At 68.8% G+C, this 16,879-nt stretch carries 13 protein-coding genes and 1 pseudogene; all 14 read left to right on the top strand.

Features of this window, described 5'->3' with window-relative positions; genetic code table 11:
• Positions 1 to 77: 77 nt before the first annotated feature.
• Complete coding sequence (locus JMF90_RS00335) at positions 78 to 1,829, top strand: IlvD/Edd family dehydratase (RefSeq protein ID WP_011548799.1); 1,752 nt, start codon at positions 78 to 80, stop codon at positions 1,827 to 1,829.
• A 116-nt stretch (positions 1,830 to 1,945) separates the two neighbouring features.
• Positions 1,946 to 2,875, top strand: coding sequence for a dihydrodipicolinate synthase family protein (locus tag JMF90_RS00330; RefSeq protein ID WP_006480236.1), 930 nt, complete (start codon positions 1,946 to 1,948; stop codon positions 2,873 to 2,875).
• Positions 2,876 to 2,900: 25 nt separating this feature from the next.
• Complete coding sequence (locus JMF90_RS00325; RefSeq protein ID WP_011548800.1) at positions 2,901 to 3,830, top strand: Gfo/Idh/MocA family protein; 930 nt, start codon at positions 2,901 to 2,903, stop codon at positions 3,828 to 3,830.
• 93 nt (positions 3,831 to 3,923) lie between these two features.
• Complete coding sequence (locus JMF90_RS00320) at positions 3,924 to 4,937, top strand: arabinose ABC transporter substrate-binding protein (RefSeq protein ID WP_006480238.1); 1,014 nt, start codon at positions 3,924 to 3,926, stop codon at positions 4,935 to 4,937.
• A 21-nt stretch (positions 4,938 to 4,958) separates the two neighbouring features.
• Positions 4,959 to 6,506: an L-arabinose ABC transporter ATP-binding protein AraG gene (gene araG, locus JMF90_RS00315; RefSeq protein WP_011548801.1), complete on the top strand. Its 1,548-nt coding sequence runs from the start codon at positions 4,959 to 4,961 to the stop codon at positions 6,504 to 6,506.
• Positions 6,507 to 6,542: 36 nt separating this feature from the next.
• Entirely contained in the window at positions 6,543 to 7,568 is a 1,026-nt protein-coding gene (gene araH, locus JMF90_RS00310) for an L-arabinose ABC transporter permease AraH (protein WP_011548802.1), read from the top strand.
• A gap of 56 nt (positions 7,569 to 7,624) precedes the next feature.
• Positions 7,625 to 8,527, top strand: coding sequence for an SMP-30/gluconolactonase/LRE family protein (locus JMF90_RS00305; protein WP_011548803.1), 903 nt, complete (start codon positions 7,625 to 7,627; stop codon positions 8,525 to 8,527).
• Between the two features lie 182 nt (positions 8,528 to 8,709).
• Positions 8,710 to 9,213 carry a MarR family winged helix-turn-helix transcriptional regulator gene (locus tag JMF90_RS00300; protein WP_011548804.1) on the top strand — a complete coding sequence of 168 codons (504 nt, stop codon included), beginning with the start codon at positions 8,710 to 8,712 and terminating at the stop codon, positions 9,211 to 9,213.
• Positions 9,214 to 9,448: 235 nt separating this feature from the next.
• Complete coding sequence (locus tag JMF90_RS00295; protein WP_011548805.1) at positions 9,449 to 10,279, top strand: p-hydroxycinnamoyl CoA hydratase/lyase; 831 nt, start codon at positions 9,449 to 9,451, stop codon at positions 10,277 to 10,279.
• A 71-nt stretch (positions 10,280 to 10,350) separates the two neighbouring features.
• Positions 10,351 to 11,799 (top strand): aldehyde dehydrogenase, encoded by a 1,449-nt coding sequence (locus tag JMF90_RS00290; RefSeq protein WP_011548806.1) that lies wholly within the window; start codon positions 10,351 to 10,353, stop codon positions 11,797 to 11,799.
• A complete protein-coding gene (locus JMF90_RS00285) occupies positions 11,796 to 13,697 on the top strand; it encodes a feruloyl-CoA synthase (RefSeq protein ID WP_011548807.1) in 1,902 nt (633 codons plus the stop codon). Before JMF90_RS00290 ends, JMF90_RS00285 begins: the two co-directional genes overlap by 4 nt.
• 215 nt (positions 13,698 to 13,912) lie before the next feature.
• Positions 13,913 to 15,118 carry a 3-(3-hydroxy-phenyl)propionate transporter MhpT gene (gene mhpT / locus JMF90_RS00280; RefSeq protein WP_011548808.1) on the top strand — a complete coding sequence of 402 codons (1,206 nt, stop codon included), beginning with the start codon at positions 13,913 to 13,915 and terminating at the stop codon, positions 15,116 to 15,118.
• 65 nt (positions 15,119 to 15,183) lie between these two features.
• Positions 15,184 to 16,332, top strand: coding sequence for a porin (locus JMF90_RS00275; protein ID WP_011548809.1), 1,149 nt, complete (start codon positions 15,184 to 15,186; stop codon positions 16,330 to 16,332).
• Positions 16,333 to 16,365: 33 nt separating this feature from the next.
• Positions 16,366 to 16,767, top strand: a pseudogene (locus JMF90_RS00270) (tannase/feruloyl esterase family alpha/beta hydrolase); the annotation flags it as partial.
• Positions 16,768 to 16,879: the final 112 nt, after the last annotated feature.

The raw sequence follows: 16,879 nt of genomic DNA, 5'->3' as shown, positions 1-16,879 counted from the left end.
ATCGCCTAAATCGTCATTAGCCAGTTATCAAAATTCTGCCTAGACTGCGCCGGTATCCCGTCACCACAGGACTGACGATGTCGGCAACAAAACCCAGGCTGCGCTCCGCCCAATGGTTCGGCACGAACGACAAGAACGGCTTCATGTACCGGAGCTGGATGAAGAACCAGGGCATTCCCGATCACGAATTCGACGGCCGGCCAATCATCGGCATCTGCAACACGTGGTCCGAACTGACGCCGTGCAACGCGCACTTCCGCAAGCTCGCCGAGCACGTGAAGCGCGGGATCTCGGAAGCGGGCGGTTTCCCGGTCGAGTTCCCGGTGTTCTCGAATGGTGAATCGAACCTGCGGCCGTCTGCGATGCTCACGCGCAACCTCGCGTCGATGGACGTCGAGGAAGCGATTCGCGGCAACCCGATCGACGCGGTCGTGCTGCTCGCCGGCTGCGACAAGACGACACCGGCGCTGCTGATGGGCGCGGCAAGCTGCGACGTGCCGGCGATCGTCGTGTCGGGCGGCCCGATGCTGAACGGCAAGCTGGAGGGCAAGAACATCGGTTCGGGCACGGCCGTGTGGCAGCTGCACGAAGCGCTGAAGGCCGGCGAGATCGACGTGCATCACTTCCTGTCGGCCGAAGCCGGGATGTCGCGCTCGGCCGGCACCTGCAACACGATGGGCACCGCGTCGACGATGGCGTGCATGGCCGAGGCGCTCGGCGTCGCGCTGCCGCACAACGCGGCGATTCCGGCGGTCGATTCGCGTCGCTACGTGCTCGCGCACATGTCGGGCATCCGCATCGTCGAGATGGCGCTCGAAGGGCTCGTGCTGTCGAAGATCCTGACGCGCGCGGCGTTCGAGAACGCGATCCGCACGAACGCGGCGATCGGCGGCTCGACCAACGCGGTGATCCACCTGAAGGCGATCGCCGGCCGCATCGGCGTGCCGCTCGAACTGGAAGACTGGATGCGCATCGGCCGCGACACGCCGACGATCGTCGACCTGATGCCGTCGGGGCGCTTCCTGATGGAGGAGTTCTATTACGCGGGCGGGCTGCCGGCCGTGCTGCGCCGGCTCGGCGAAGGCGGGCTGCTGCCGCATCCGGATGCGCTCACGGTGAACGGCAAGTCGCTGTGGGACAACGTGCGCGAAGCGCCGAACTACGGCGACGAGGTGATCCGCCCGCTCGACCGGCCGCTGATCGCGGACGGCGGCATCTGCATCCTGCGCGGCAATCTCGCGCCGCGCGGCGCGGTGCTGAAACCGTCGGCGGCGAGCCCCGAACTGCTCAAGCATCGCGGCCGCGCGGTGGTGTTCGAGAACCTCGACCACTACAAGGCGACGATCAACGACGAAGCGCTCGACATCGATGCGAGCTCGGTGATGGTGCTGAAGAATTGCGGGCCGCGCGGCTATCCGGGCATGGCCGAGGTCGGCAACATGGGGCTGCCGCCGAAGCTGCTGCGCCAGGGCGTGAAGGACATGGTGCGGATTTCCGACGCACGGATGAGCGGCACCGCGTACGGCACGGTCGTGCTGCACGTGGCACCGGAAGCGGCCGCCGGCGGGCCGCTCGCCGCGGTGCGCAACGGCGACTGGATCGAACTCGACTGCGAGGCCGGCACGCTGCATCTCGACATTACGGATGAGGAACTGCAACGCCGCCTGTCGGACGTCGATCCGACCGCGGCGCCGGGCGTGGCCGGCCAGCTCGGCAAGGGCGGCTACGCGCGGCTGTATATCGATCACGTGCTGCAGGCCGACGAGGGGTGCGACCTCGACTTCCTGGTCGGCACGCGCGGCGCGGACGTGCCGAGCCATTCGCATTGAGCAGGCGGGCGGCGCGACATGCGCCGCCGCCGGTTGCGGGCCTTCCCGGTCCGCGCTTCATGAAACCGTGAACGCATGACGGCCGGTGACAACCGGGCCGAAGCAGGACGCGAACCATGACATCGAGCAGCACGCCGCGCCATCGCGGCATTTTTCCCGTCGTTCCGACGACGTTTACCGACACCGGCGAGCTCGACCTCGCGAGCCAGAAGCGCGCGGTCGATTTCATGATCGACGCCGGCTCGGACGGGCTGTGCATCCTCGCGAACTTCTCCGAGCAGTTCGCGATCACCGACGACGAACGCGACGTGCTCACGCGCACGATCCTCGAGCACGTGGCCGGCCGGGTGCCGGTGATCGTCACGACGTCGCACTACAGCACGCAGGTGTGCGCGGCGCGCAGCCTGCGCGCGCAGCAGCTCGGCGCGGCGATGGTGATGGCGATGCCGCCGTACCACGGCGCGACGTTCCGCGTGCCCGAAGCGCAGATCTTCGATTTCTTCGCGCGCGTGTCGGATGCGATCGACATCCCGATCATGATTCAGGATGCGCCCGCGAGCGGCACCGCGTTGTCCGCGCCGTTCCTCGCGCGGATGGCTCGCGAGATCGAGCAGGTCGCGTACTTCAAGATCGAGACGCCGGGCGCCGCGAACAAGCTGCGCGAACTGATCCGGCTCGGCGGCGACGCGATCGAGGGGCCGTGGGACGGCGAGGAGGCGATCACGCTGCTCGCCGATCTCCATGCGGGCGCGACCGGCGCGATGACGGGCGGCGGCTTCCCGGACGGCATCCGGCCGATCCTCGAAGCATTCCGCGAAGGGCGGCACGACGATGCGTTCGCGCATTACCAGGCATGGCTGCCGCTGATCAATCACGAGAACCGCCAGTCCGGGATCCTCACCGCGAAGGCGCTGATGCGCGAAGGCGGCGTGATCGCGTGCGAGCGGCCGCGGCATCCGATGCCGGAACTGCACCCGGACACGCGCGCGGAATTGCTCGCGATCGCGCGCCGGCTCGATCCGCTCGTGCTGCGCTGGGCGCGCTGAGCGATTCACGAAGGAGACATGCAGGATGAGTGATCCGATTTCGCTGGGTGTCGTCGGGATCGGCAAGATCGCGCGCGACCAGCATCTGCCGGCGATCGCCGCCGAGCCGGGCTTCGCGCTGACCGCCTGCGCGAGCCGCCATGCGGAAGTCGCGGGGGTGCGCAACTATCCCGATCTGCGTGCGCTGCTGGCCGCCGAGCCCGAACTCGACGCGGTGTCGCTGTGCGCGCCGCCGCAGGTGCGCTACGCACAGGCGCGCGCGGCGCTCGAAGCCGGCAAGCACGTGATGCTCGAGAAGCCGCCGGGCGCGACGCTCGGCGAAGTGGCCGCGCTGGATGCGCTGGCCCGCGAGCGCGGCCTCACGCTGTTCGCGACCTGGCATTCGCGCTGCGCGAGCGCGGTCGAGCCGGCGCGTGTGTGGCTTGCGCAACGCACGATCCGCGCGGTGCAGGTGCGCTGGAAGGAAGACGTGCGGCGCTGGCATCCGGGGCAACAGTGGATCTGGGAGCCGGGCGGCCTCGGCGTGTTCGATCCCGGCATCAACGCGCTGTCGATCGTCACGCGCATCCTGCCGCGCGAGCTCGTGCTGCGCGAGGCGACGCTCATCGTGCCGAGCGACGTGCAGACGCCGATCGCGGCCGAACTCGATTGCGCGGATACCGACGGCGTGCCGGTGCACGCGGAATTCGACTGGCGCCACGGCCCGGTCGAGCAATGGGAGATCGCGGTCGACACGGCCGACGGCGTGCTCGCGATCAGCCGCGGCGGCGCGCAATTGTCGATCGCGGGCGAGCCGGTCGAGATCGGGCCGGAGCGCGAGTACCCGGCGCTGTATGCGCACTTCCACGCGCTGATCGCGCGTGGCGAAAGCGACGTCGACGTGCGGCCGCTGCGGCTCGTCGCCGATGCCTTCCTGTTCGGCCGGCGCGTGCAGACCGACGCGTTCGGCCGCTGAACCTGCGTGCGCGCTTCGGTACGGCGAAGCGCGCACGACGAATGATTGATTACGGCACACATCACGGCATCAGCCGGTACAAAGGAGACACCCATGAACCGCACGACTCACACGATCCGTCGACACACCCTGCGCGCGCTGCTGGCCGCGCTTTGCATCGCGCCGCTCGGGATGACGGGCGCCGCGCACGCCGACGCGCCGCTGAAGATCGGCTTCCTCGTGAAGATGCCCGAGCAGGCGTGGTTCATCAACGAGCAGAACGCCGCGTCCGCGCTCGGCCAGAAGGAGAACTTCTCGGTCGTGAAGATCGGCACGCCGGACGGCGAGAAGGTGCTGGCCGCGATCGACAACCTCGGCTCGCAAGGCGCGCAGGGCTTCGTGATCTGCGCGCCGGACGTGCGTCTCGGGCCGGCGATCGCATCGCGCGCGAAGCGCTACAACATGAAGTTCGTGACGGTCGACGACCAGCTCGTCGATTCGAGCGGCAAGCCGCTGCCGAACGTGCCGCACCTCGGGATGTCGGCGACCAAGATCGGCAACCAGGTCGGCCAGGCGATCTCCGACGAGATGAAGCGGCGCGGCTGGAAGCCGGAGGAAGTCGGCGCGCTGCGCATCACCAACTACGAGCTGCCGACCGCGAAGCTGCGCACCGACGGCGCGACGCAGGCGCTGCTCGCGAACGGCTTCCGCAAGGAGAACATCTTCGACGCGCCGCAGAAGACGACCGACGACGAAGGCGGCTTCAGCGCGGCGGCACCGGTGCTCGCGCGCCATCCGAACGTGAAGAAATGGGTGATCTACGCGCTGAACGAGGAAACCGTGCTCGGCGCGGTGCGCGCGACCGAACAGCTGCACATCCCGGCGGCCGATGTGATCGGCGTCGGCATCAACGGCGCGGGCGAGGCGTTCGCCGAATTCCAGAAGAAGGAGCCGACCGGCTTCTACGGGACGATCGCGGTCAGCTCGACGAACCACGGCAAGGACAGCACGCAGAACCTCGTCGACTGGATTCGCAACGGCAAGACGCCGCCGGCCGACACGCAGACGAGCGGCAAGCTGATGACGCGCGCGAACTGGCAGGCCGTGCGCGCCGAACTCGGTATCTGAGCGGGGCGAGGCGAGAACGCAATGACGATGCAGACGATGACGGCCGCGTCCGGCCACGACGCCGAAGCGGGTACGCCGCCGGACGGCCCGCTGCTCGCGCTCGACGGCATCACCGTGACGTTTCCGGGCGTGCGTGCGCTCGACGCGGTGTCGCTGTCGGTGCGCGCGGGCGAAGTGCACGGGCTGATGGGCGAGAACGGCGCGGGTAAATCGACGCTGCTGAAGGTGCTGTCCGGTGTGAACCAGCCGCAGGCCGGCACGCTGACGCTGAACGGCACCGCGCAGCGTTTCGCGTCGACGCGCGCGGCGCTCGAGGCCGGCATCGCGATCATCTACCAGGAACTGCATCTGGTGCCCGAGCTGACGGTCGCGGAAAACCTGATGCTCGGGCAATTGCCGAGCCGGCTCGGCGTGGTCGACGAGCGCACGCTCGCGGCACGCGCGCTCGATGCGCTGGAGCGGCTCGGCGAGCACATCGATCCGGGCATCCCGGTGAAATATCTGTCGATCGGCCAGCGCCAGATGATCGAGATCGGCAAGGCGCTGATGCGCCATGCGCGCGTGATCGCGTTCGACGAACCGACGAGTTCGCTGTCCGCACGCGAGACCACGCAACTGTTCCGGATCATCCGCGCGCTGCGCGCGGAAGGCCGCGCGATCATCTACGTCACGCACCGGATGGAGGAAGTCTACGAACTGTGCGACCGCGTGACGGTGTTTCGCGACGGCCGCCGCATCGACACGTTCGATTCCGTCGCCGATCTCGACCGCGACCGGCTGATCGGCTGCATGGTCGGCCGTTCGATCGAGGACGTGTACGGCTACCGGTCGCGCCCGGCCGGCGACGTACTGATCGAAGCGAAAGGGTTGGCGGGGCCGGGGCTGGCCGAGCCCGTGTCGTTCACCGCGCGGCGCGGCGAGATCGTCGGCTTCTTCGGGCTCGTCGGCGCGGGCCGCTCCGAGCTGATGAAGCTGCTGTACGGCGCCGTGCGACCGAGCGCCGGGCACGTCGAGCTGAACGGCAAGCGGGTGGCGTTCGGCAGCCCGCGCGACGCGGTGCGCGCCGGCATCGCGCTGTGCCCGGAAGACCGCAAGCAGGAAGGCATCGTCGCGATCGCGTCGGTGGCCGACAACCTGAACATCAGCGCGCGCCGTCATTTCAGCCCGGCGCGCGTGCTGCTCGACGGGCGACGCGAACGCGAGCTTGCGCAGAAATACATCGAGCGGCTCGCGATCAAGACCCGCGACGGCGACACGCCGATCGGCGCGCTGTCGGGCGGCAACCAGCAGAAGGTCGTGCTCGCGCGCTGGCTGGCCGAGCGCATCGACGTGTTCCTGATGGACGAGCCGACGCGCGGCATCGACGTCGGCGCGCGCGCGGAAATCTACAACCTGTTCTACGAACTCGCGGAAGCGGGCCGCACCGTGATCCTCGTGTCGAGCGATCTGGCCGAGGTGATCGGCGTGTCGGACCGCATCGTCGTGATGAAGGAAGGACGGATTGCGGGCGAGGTTGCGAAGGCGCACGCGACGCCCGATGCACTGATCAAGCTCGCGCTGCCGCGCTAGCGGCGTGCTGTTCAACCGGAAAGCAAGTGAACTGATATGAGCCAGGCAATGCAACCCCAACGTACTTCCCCGTCCCCGGATGCCGCCGCCGCGGCCACGCCCGTGCGACCACGCAGCGGCGTGTGGCAGCTGATCAACCGCTCCGGCATCGTGATGGTGTTTCTGGTGCTGTTCGCGACGCTGTCGCTGACCGTGCCGGACTTCCTCACGCCGCGCAACATCCAGGGCCTGCTGCTGTCGGTCACGCTGATCGGCTCGATCGCGGTGACGATGATGTTCGTGCTCGCGCTCGGCGAGGTCGACCTGTCGGTCGCGTCGATCGTCGCGTTCTCGGGTGTCGTCGCGTCGACGCTGATCACCGCGACGCACAGCGTCGTGCTCGGGATCGCGGCCGGCGTGCTCGCGGGCGGCGCGGTCGGGCTCGTGAACGGCGTGCTGATCGCGCGCTATCGGATCAACTCGCTGATCGTCACGCTCGCGATGATGGAAGTCGTGCGCGGGCTCGCGTTCATCACGTCGAACGGCGACGCGGTGATGATCTCGGAAGAACGCTTCTTCGATCTCGGCGGCGGGTCGTTCCTGGGCATCTCGTTTCCGATCTGGAGCAACATCGTCGGCTTCGTCGTGTTCGGCTTCCTGCTGCGCAAGACGGTGTTCGGCAAGAACGTGCTGGCCGTCGGCGGCAACGGCGAGGCCGCGCTGCTCGCGGGGCTGCCGGTGATGCGCATCAAGATCGCGGTGTTCGTGCTGCAGGGGCTCGTGACCGGCTTCGCCGGCGTGATGCTCGCGTCGCGGATGAGCCTCGGCGATCCGAAGACGTCGGTCGGCCTCGAACTCGGCGTGATCTCCGCGTGCGTGCTCGGCGGCGTGTCGCTGACGGGCGGCGTCGCGACGATCTCCGGCGTGCTGGTCGGCGTGCTGATCATGGGCTCCGTGCAGGACGCAATGAGTCTGCTGAACGTGCCGACCTTTTACCAATATCTGATACGCGGCGGAATTCTGTTGCTCGCGGTGCTGTTCGACCAGTATCGTCGCAACCAGCGGCGCGCGATGAAGATCTGACTTCGGTGATGGCGCGGCCGCCCGCGAACGCGACAGATCAGATATCGGGAGACGGCATGCAACAGACTCATCCGGCCGCGTCGGCGACGCTGCTGGCCGACAGCCGCAACACGCTCGGCGAAGGCGCGACGTGGTGCGACAGGACGCACACCCTGTACTGGGTGGACATCGAAGGCGCGCGGCTGTGGCGCTGCCCGGCGGATGGCTCGGACCTCGTGCAATGGGCGATGCCCGAGCGGCTCGCATGCTTCGCGCTGACCGACGATCCGGACGTGCTGTTGGTCGGGCTCGCGACCCATCTCGCGTTTTTCGATCTGCGCAGCGGCGCGTTCACGCGGATCGTCGACGTCGAGCCTGAACTGCCCACGCGGCTGAACGACGGGCGCTGCGACGGGGCCGGCGCGTTCGTGTTCGGGATGAAGGACGAAGGCGCCGAGCCGCCGCGTGCGGTCGGCGGGTTCTATCGGCTCAATTCCGACCTCACGCTCGAACGGCTCGCGTTGCCGCCGGCCGCGATCGCGAACAGCATCGGATTCTCGCCGGATGGTTCGAAGATGTATTTCTGCGATTCGCTGGTGCGCGAGATTTTCGTGTGCGATTACCGCGCGGGTGGCGATGTGGCCAATGTGCGGCCGTTCGCGCGGCTGACGGATGTAGACGGCGACCCGGACGGCTCGATCGTCGATCGCGACGGCGGGTTGTGGAATGCGCAGTGGGGTGGGCGGCGCGTGGTGCGCTATGGGCCGGACGGGATCGAGACGGATCGCGTTGAAGTGCCGACCGCGCAGCCGAGCTGTGTGGCGCTTGATGGTGACGGCCGGTTGTATGTGACGAGTGCGCGTGTTGACCTGAGCGACGATGCGCTGGCGAGCGACGCGCACGCGGGCGGCGTGTTCGTCGCGCAAACGCGGCACGTGGGGCTGCCGACCGCACGGTTCGCGGGCACGCCGCGTGGTTGATCGCCTGGCCGCCGCATCCGGGTTCCCGTCCATGGGATCGCGCTGACGCGGCGGGCTTCACGCTCATGCCGGCGCTCCGCCGCGCATGCGCGAACGCGCGGCGGCTGCCCGTCTGCCCGAACACGCCTTTCTTCTCCCCGACCTGCTGGTAAGATGGCCCGCAATTCCATCCAGCACGCGCCATGAGTTCCACCCCGACCAAGCCCACCCGTTCGAAACCCGCCGCGAAGGACGCCGCCCACATGCCGGGCGACAAGCCGAAAGCGCGCGTGCAGCAGCGCCTGACCTACGTGATCGGCGGCCTCGACCGGCTGCTGCGCCGCCACATGACCGACGCACTCGCGCCGCTCGGCATCACGCTCGCGCAATACACGGCGCTGTCGGTGCTCGAGGCGCGCGGCGCATCGTCGAACGCGCAGCTGGCCGAGCGCTCGTGGATCACGCCGCAATCGGCGAACGAGGTGATGAGCGTGATGGCCGCCCGCGGTTTCGTCACGCGCGAAGCCGACCCGTCGCATGGCCGCATCATCCTGCTGACGCTGACCGATGCAGGCGCGGCGATGCTGCGCGAATGCGAAGCCGCGCTGCGGCCGGTCGAGGCACGCATGCTCGGCGACATCTCGGCCGACGACGCCGCGCACGTGCAGCGCGCGCTCGAACTGTTCTCGCGCAACCTGCGCGGCTGACCGCTTCCCCGTTTTCACGACGCAGGCCCGCCAGGCCCGCGCTCGCTGCGTCCGCGCCATCGGGCGTTCGCCCGACCGCGCCCTGATTTCCCCCGCGCTTTCTCCGCGTTCCGCTCCGGGTTTACACCGGCGCTCGTGCCGCTTGCAATATCAGGTAGCCTGATATTAAATGAAGTCGTCCGCAGCATGCAGGCTGCGCACCGAATCGCACTGGAAACGAACGACAGGAACAGACATGAGCAAGTACGACAACCGCTGGCAGACCGTTGAAGTGAAAGTGGAGGCCGGCATCGCGTGGGTCACGCTGAATCGCCCCGAGAAGCGCAACGCCATGAGCCCGACGCTGAACCGGGAGATGCTGGAAGTCCTCGACGCGGTCGAGTTCGACGACGAGGCAAAGGTGCTGGTGCTGACCGGCGCGGGCGCCGCGTGGACGGCCGGCATGGATCTGAAGGAATATTTTCGCGAGATCGACGGCGGCTCCGACGCGCTGCAGGAAAAAGTGCGCCGCGACGCATCGGAATGGCAGTGGCGCCGCCTGCGGATGTACAACAAGCCGACCATCGCGATGGTGAACGGCTGGTGCTTCGGCGGCGGGTTCTCGCCGCTCGTCGCGTGCGACCTCGCGATCGCGGCGGACGACGCGGTGTTCGGGCTGTCGGAGATCAACTGGGGCATCCCGCCGGGCAACCTCGTCAGCAAGGCGATGGCGGACACGGTCGGGCATCGTCGCGCGCTGCACTACATCATGACCGGCGACACGTTCACCGGCGCGGAGGCGGCGGAAATGGGCCTCGTGAACAGCAGCGTGCCGCTCGCCGAACTGCGCGACGCGACGATCGCGCTCGCCGCGCGGCTGATGGACAAGAACCCGGTCGTGCTGCGCGCGGCGAAGCACGGCTTCAAGCGTTCGCGCGAACTCACGTGGGAACAGTGCGAGGATTACCTGTATGCGAAGCTCGACCAGGCGCAACTGCGCGATCCGGAGCGCGGCCGCGAGCAGGGGCTGAAGCAATTCCTCGACGACAAGACGATCAAGCCGGGCCTGCAGGCATACAAGCGCTGAGACAAGCGCCGACGCAGCCGCCGGCATCATCGCCGGCGTAATCGCAAGAGACAGGCAAGGCAGGAGACGACATGACAGACAGACGGATGCTGATCGGCGGCGAGTGGTGCAACGCCCGCGACGGGCGCACCTTCGACCGCTTCAACCCCGCGACCGGCGCGCTCGCATCACGCGCGCCGGCGGCCGGCGTGGCCGACGCCGACGCGGCGATCGACGCCGCGCACCGCGCGTTCCCCGCATGGGCGGCGCTTGCGCCGACCGAGCGCCGCCGCCGGCTGCTGAAGGCGGCCGACCTGATGGATGCGCGCATCGACGCGTTCATCGCGACCGGCGTGGCCGAAACCGGCGCGACGCCCGGCTGGCTCGGCTTCAACGTGACGCTCGCGGCGAACATGCTGCGCGAGGCCGCGTCGATGACGACGCAGATCGACGGCGACGTGATCCCGTCCGACGTACCGGGCAATCTCGCGCTCGCGATGCGCGTGCCGTGCGGCGTGGTGCTCGGCATCGCGCCGTGGAACGCGCCGGTGATCCTCGGCACGCGTGCGCTGGCGATGCCGCTCGCATGCGGCAACACGGTCGTGCTGAAGGCGTCCGAGGCGTGCCCGGGCGTGCACGCGCTGATCGGCGAGGTGCTGGACGAAGCGGGGCTCGGCGCCGGCGTGGTCAACGTGATCACGCACGCGGCGGCCGACGCGCCCGAACTCGTCGAGCGGATGATCGCGCATCCGCACGTGAAGCGGATCAACTTCACCGGGTCGACGCACGTCGGCCGCATCATCGCGCGCCACGCCGCCGCGCACCTGAAACCCGTGCTGCTCGAACTCGGCGGCAAGGCGCCGGTGCTGGTGCTCGACGATGCCGATCTCGACGCGGCCGTCGACGCGATCGCGTTCGGCGCATTTTTCAACCAGGGGCAGATCTGCATGTCGACCGAGCGCGTGATCGTCGCGCGGCCGATCGCCGATGCGCTCGTCGAACGGCTCGCCGCGAAGGCGCGCACGTTGATCGCCGGCGATCCGCTGGTCGGCCATTCGCTCGGCACGATGGTCGATGCGTCGGCCGCCGCGCGCGCGGCGTCGCTGGTCGAGGATGCGCGTGCGCAGGGCGCGCAATTGCCGCTCGGCTGCCGTGTGGAGGGTGCGACGATGCAGCCCGCGATCGTCGACGGCGTCATGCCCGGCATGCGGCTCTATCGCGAGGAATCGTTCGCACCGGTCGTCGCGATCCTGCGCGCGGACAGCGACGACGAGGCGGTCGCGCTGGCGAACGACAGCGAATTCGGGCTGTCGGCGAGCGTGTTCAGCCGCGATATCGCACGTGCGATGGCGGTCGCGCGACGGATCGAATCGGGAATCTGCCACGTCAACGGGCCGACCGTGCACGACGAAGCGCAGATGCCGTTCGGCGGCACGAAGGCGAGCGGCTACGGCCGCTTCGGCAGCCGTGCGTCGATCGCCGAATTCACCGAGCTGCGCTGGATCACCGTGCAGACCACGCCGCGCCACTATCCGATATGAGCGAGCCGACGATGAATGCAGAGAAGGCGCCGCTTCAGGTCGGTCAACACGCCGACGCCGTGCGCTATCGCGCGGCCGCCGTCGCCGTTGGCGCGGCCGAGATTCGCCGCGCCGACGACGGTACCTGGTACCTGCGTTCGCGCGAGCCGCTCGGCGATTACCCGACGCGCGTCACCGACTGCCTCGTGCGGGGCGCGCAAGCGCACCCCGACCGCGTGCTGGCCGCGCGGCGCGGCGCCGACGGGAACTGGATCGAGATCACTTATGCGCAGATGCTCGAACGTGCCCGCGCGCTCGGCCAGGGCCTCGTCGATCTCGGGCTGTCGGCCGAGCGTCCGCTCGCGGTGCTGTCCGGCAACGATCTCGAGCACCTGCAGTTGATGTTCGCGGCGATGCTGGCCGGCGTGCCGTACTCGCCGATCTCGCCCGCGTATTCGCTGGTGTCGACCGACTACGGAAAGCTGCGTCATACGCTCGGCGTGCTGCGGCCGGGCGCGGTGTTCGTCGCGGAACGCGCGCCGTTCGCGCGGGCGCTCGACGCGACGTTGCCGGCCGATGCGGCGCTGATCGTCGCGCGCGATGCCGATGTTGATGCAGAGGATCGCGCGGTGCCGCTGTCGCGCCTGCTCGCCACCGCACCGCGCACGATCGACGCGATCCACGAGGCGATCGGCCCCGACCATCTCGCGAAGATCCTGTTCACGTCCGGTTCGACGAAGCAACCGAAGGCCGTGCCGACCACGCACCGGATGCTGTGCAGCAACCAGCAGATGCTGCGCCAGACGATGCCGGAACTCACGCGCGAGCCGCCGGTGCTGGTGGACTGGCTGCCATGGAATCACACGTTCGGCGGCAGCCACAACCTCGGCATCGCGCTGTACAACGGCGGCACGCTGTATATCGACGACGGCCGCCCGATGCCCGGCCGCTTCGACGAAACCGTGCGCAATTTGCGCGAGATCGCCCCGACGATCTACTTCAACGTGCCGAAGGGCTGGGAGGAACTGACCGCCGCGCTCGAACGCGATGCCGAATTGCGCGACACGTTCTTCTCGCGCGTGAAGCTGTATTTCTTCGGCGGCGCGGGGCTGTCGCAGGCCGCGTGGGACCGGCTCGACCGCGTGACCGAAGCGCATTGCGGCGAGCGTATCCGGATCATGGCCGGCCTCGGGATGACGGAGGCGTCGCCGTCGTGCCTGTTCACGACCGGCCCGCTGATGCGCGCCGGCTATATCGGGCTGCCCGCGCCCGGCTGCGACGCGAAGCTCGTGCCGTGCGGCGGCAAGCACGAACTGCGCTTCAAGGGGCCGAACGTAATGCGCGGCTACTGGCACGCGGACGTCGATCCGCGCGACGTGTTCGACGAAGAAGGCTATTACCGCAGCGGCGACGCGGGCGTCTTTGCCGATCCGGAGCGGCCGGAACTCGGGCTGCTGTTCGACGGGCGATTGACCGAGGATTTCAAGCTGAGCAGCGGCACGTTCGTGAGCGTCGGGCCGTTGCGCGCGCATGCGGTGTCGACGGGTGCGCCGTACGTGCAGGACGTGGTCGTCACCGGGATCAATCGCGACGACATCGGCTTGCTGGTGTTTCCGCGCGTCGACGCGTGCCGGGCGCTGGCAGGGCTCGCCGCGGATGCCTCGGTGACCGACGTGCTGCGCGCGCCGGCCGTGCGCGCGGCGTTCGCGGCGTGGCTGGCTGCGTTGAACCGGAATGCGAGCGGCGGGTCGACGTTCGTCGCGCGGATCAAGCTGATCGACACGCCGCCGTCGCTCGATCTCGGCGAGGTGACCGACAAGGGTTCGCTGAACCAGGCGGCCGTGCAGAAGCATCGCGCGGCGACGATCGACGCGCTGTACGACCCGGCGCGGCGCGATCCCGACGTGATTTACGCGTAGGCAGCACGCGCGAGCAGTTACAGCAGTAAGCAACCAGCAGGCACAACGACCGGCCGGCCACGACACCGGCAGGCGCTCTTTCGGCCAGTGAATCAGGTTGCCTGATAAAGGCGGCCGTTCATACGACACCTCGCGCGCCGAACCGCCACTGGCCGGCGGTGGCGCGCGGCGGTCGTTACACGGCCGACCGACTACAAAGACATGGGACTGGAGACATGAACACTTACGTTGCCGAAAAATCCACGGTCGCGACCACGCTCGCGCTGTGTTTCGCGATCGCACTCCTCGAAGGGCTCGACCTGCAGTCGGTCGGCGTCGCCGCGCCGCGGATGGCGCGCGAATTCGGGTTGACCGTGTCGCAGATGGGCATCGCGTTCAGCGCGGGTACCTTCGGGCTGCTGCCGGGCGCGATGCTCGGCGGGCGGCTCGCCGACCGGATCGGCCGCAAGCGCGTGCTGATCGCATCGGTCGTGCTGTTCGGGCTGCTGTCGATCGCGACCGCGCAGGTATCGACGTTCGCGATGCTCGTCGTCGTGCGCGTGCTGACCGGCATCGGCCTCGGCGGCGCGATGCCGAACCTGATCGCGCTGTCGTCCGAAGCGGTCGAGCCGCGCTCGCGCAGCAGCGCGGTCGCGACGATGTACTGCGGAATCCCGTTCGGTGGCGTGATCGCATCGGTGATCGGCGTGCTGCTCGCCGGCGACACCGAATGGCGGCACATCTTCTACGTCGGCGGCGTGGGGCCGCTGCTGCTCGTGCCGCTGCTGGTGTGGTTCCTGCCGGAATCGCGCGCGTATCTCGACGTCGCCGGCACGCAGGCCGCGCGCGCGAGCGTCGCCCGCACGCTATTCGGCGACGGCCGCACGACGTCGACGGTCGCGCTGTGGGTCAGCTACTTCTGCACGCTGATCGTCCTCTACTTCCTGCTGAACTGGCTGCCGTCGCTGATGGCCTCGCGCGGGCTCGACCGCGCGCACGTCGGCCTCGTGCAGATCGCGTTCAACGTCGGCGCGGGGCTCGGCGCGCTCGGCATCGGCGCGGCGCTCGACCGGATGCGCGCGTCGCGCGTGGTCGGCGGGATGTACGTCGGGATCGTGCTGTCGCTGGCCGCGCTCGCGGCCGCGCCGGGTTTCGGGTCGCTCGCGGCCGCCGCGTTCGCGGCGGGGATGTTCGTCGTCGGCGGGCAGTCGGTGCTGTATGCGCTCGCGGCGATCTACTACCCGACCGCGATGCGCGGCACCGGCGTCGGCGCGGCGGTGGCGGTCGGCCGGCTCGGCTCCGTCGTCGGGCCGCTCGCGGCCGCGACGCTGCTGGCCGCGGGCCGCAGCGCGCCGGTCGTGATCGGCGCGAGCATCCCGGTCACGCTCGTCGCGGCTTTCGCTGCGTTCGTGCTGATTCGCCGCCCGCAAGCGGGCGACTGAGGGTTCGATTTTTCAATGCGCGCCGTCAGAGCGCGCGATTCAACATGGTCTGGAGACGCAACGAAATGAAGACGAAGACAAGGAACGGCCTGCTGGCCGCCGGCGCGTGCTGCGCACTCGCCGCGCCGGGCGCGCACGCGCAGTCGAGCGTGACGCTGTACGGGATCATCGATACGGGCGTCGAATTCGTGTCGCACGCGAACGCGGCCGGCGATCACGTGGTGCGGATGCCGGGCGTGACGGGCGAGCTGCCGTCGCGCTGGGGGCTGCGCGGCACCGAGGATCTCGGCGGCGGCTATCAGGCGGTGTTTACGCTCGAAAGCGGCTTCAACGTGCGCGGCGGCGATCTCGGGCAGGGCGGCCGGCTGTTCGGGCGGCAGGCGTTCGTCGGGCTGAAGAGCGGCTTCGGCACGCTCGCGTTCGGCCGCCAGTACACGATGACGTACCTCGCGCTGCAGGGCGCGGACATCATCGGCCCCGACATCTACGGGCTCGGCTCGTTTGACGCGTACGTGCCGAACGGCCGTGCCGACAACGCGGTGACCTACCTCGGCACGTATCGCGGCGTGACGCTCGGCGCCGCCTATTCGTTCGGCCGCGACGGCGCGGGCACCGGCAATTCGCCGGGGCAGGGCACGTGCGCGGGGCAGGTGCCGGGCGACGCGGTGCAGTGCCGCAACTGGTCGGTGATGCTCAAGTACGACAGCGCGTACTTCGGTGCGGCGGCGTCGTACGAGGAACAGCGCGGCGGCACCGGCGCGGCCGCCAACTTCTTCGACGGCGTGGCGCCCGTTCCCTTTACCAGCAGCGGCGGCAAGGATGCGCGCACGCACGTGAGCGCGTATGCGCAGGCGGCCGGCGCGAAGATCGGCGCGGGCTGGATCGGGCGGCGCGTGTCGACCGGCTCGCCGGCCGCGGCGGGCGCGCATTCCGACCTGTTCTTCGTCGGCGCGTCGTATGCGGTGAAGCCCGATTTCATCGTCGACGGCGAAGGCTACCGGATCGTCAACAGCGCGCACGACACGCGCGCGACGATGGCCACGCTGCGCGCGACCTATCTGCTGACCAAGCGCACGGCCGTCTACGCGCAATCGTCGTATCTGTGGAACAGCGAGCATGCACGCTATTCGGTCAGCGGCGGCGGGCCCGGCACGACACCCGGCGCGGGGATGGGGCAGCTCGGCGCGATGGTCGGCATGCGGCACATGTTCTGATTCACCGGCGTGACGAACCCAACGGGAGTTATCTTGAACAGGAAATCTGCATTCCTCTGTATTGCGCCGTTGTCCGCCGCTGCCCTGCTCGCCGGTTGCGGCGGCGACGATTCGATCAGCGCTCCGCCCACGCACCTGAGCGCCGCGACGCCGGCCACGATGGCGCAGACCTGCGACGCGCTCGCCGCGAAGCTCGCGTATGCGAACACGTCGTTCACGTCGGTGACGACCGCCGCGGCCGGCACGCTGACGGTGGCCGGCAAGCCGGTCGCCGAGCACTGCGTGATCGCAGGCAAGATGAACCAGCGCGTGAGCGGGGTGGACGGCAACACCTATGCGATCGGCTTCGAGATGCGTTTGCCGAAAGCGTGGAACGGCCGCTTCTTCTACCAGGCCAACGGCGGGCTCGACGGCAACGTCGTGACCGCGACCGGCGCGTAATAACTTCGTATAGCATACATTATACGAAGTTATACGAGACACGTTCACCGGCGCGGAGGCGGCGGAAATGGGCCTCGTGAACAGCAGCGTGCCGCTCGCCGAACTG

This window comes from Burkholderia sp. E168m23, assembly GCF_016586125.1.
GTDB lineage: Bacteria > Pseudomonadota > Gammaproteobacteria > Burkholderiales > Burkholderiaceae > Burkholderia > Burkholderia orbicola.
The sequence above is the reverse complement of the archived record's forward strand: the minus strand, read 5'-3'. Positions and strand labels throughout refer to the sequence as shown.

What these genes read in the sequence shown, in the direction of transcription:
- JMF90_RS00335 (WP_011548799.1), top strand. Translation starts at nt 78, where the DNA reads ATGTCGGCAACAAAACCCAGGCTGCGCTCCGCCCAATGGTTCGGCACG.
- JMF90_RS00330 (WP_006480236.1), top strand. Translation starts at nt 1,946, where the DNA reads ATGACATCGAGCAGCACGCCGCGCCATCGCGGCATTTTTCCCGTCGTT.
- JMF90_RS00325 (WP_011548800.1), top strand. Translation starts at nt 2,901, where the DNA reads ATGAGTGATCCGATTTCGCTGGGTGTCGTCGGGATCGGCAAGATCGCG.
- JMF90_RS00320 (WP_006480238.1), top strand. Translation starts at nt 3,924, where the DNA reads ATGAACCGCACGACTCACACGATCCGTCGACACACCCTGCGCGCGCTG.
- araG (WP_011548801.1), top strand. Translation starts at nt 4,959, where the DNA reads ATGACGATGCAGACGATGACGGCCGCGTCCGGCCACGACGCCGAAGCG.
- araH (WP_011548802.1), top strand. Translation starts at nt 6,543, where the DNA reads ATGAGCCAGGCAATGCAACCCCAACGTACTTCCCCGTCCCCGGATGCC.
- JMF90_RS00305 (WP_011548803.1), top strand. Translation starts at nt 7,625, where the DNA reads ATGCAACAGACTCATCCGGCCGCGTCGGCGACGCTGCTGGCCGACAGC.
- JMF90_RS00300 (WP_011548804.1), top strand. Translation starts at nt 8,710, where the DNA reads ATGAGTTCCACCCCGACCAAGCCCACCCGTTCGAAACCCGCCGCGAAG.
- JMF90_RS00295 (WP_011548805.1), top strand. Translation starts at nt 9,449, where the DNA reads ATGAGCAAGTACGACAACCGCTGGCAGACCGTTGAAGTGAAAGTGGAG.
- JMF90_RS00290 (WP_011548806.1), top strand. Translation starts at nt 10,351, where the DNA reads ATGACAGACAGACGGATGCTGATCGGCGGCGAGTGGTGCAACGCCCGC.
- JMF90_RS00285 (WP_011548807.1), top strand. Translation starts at nt 11,796, where the DNA reads ATGAGCGAGCCGACGATGAATGCAGAGAAGGCGCCGCTTCAGGTCGGT.
- mhpT (WP_011548808.1), top strand. Translation starts at nt 13,913, where the DNA reads ATGAACACTTACGTTGCCGAAAAATCCACGGTCGCGACCACGCTCGCG.
- JMF90_RS00275 (WP_011548809.1), top strand. Translation starts at nt 15,184, where the DNA reads ATGAAGACGAAGACAAGGAACGGCCTGCTGGCCGCCGGCGCGTGCTGC.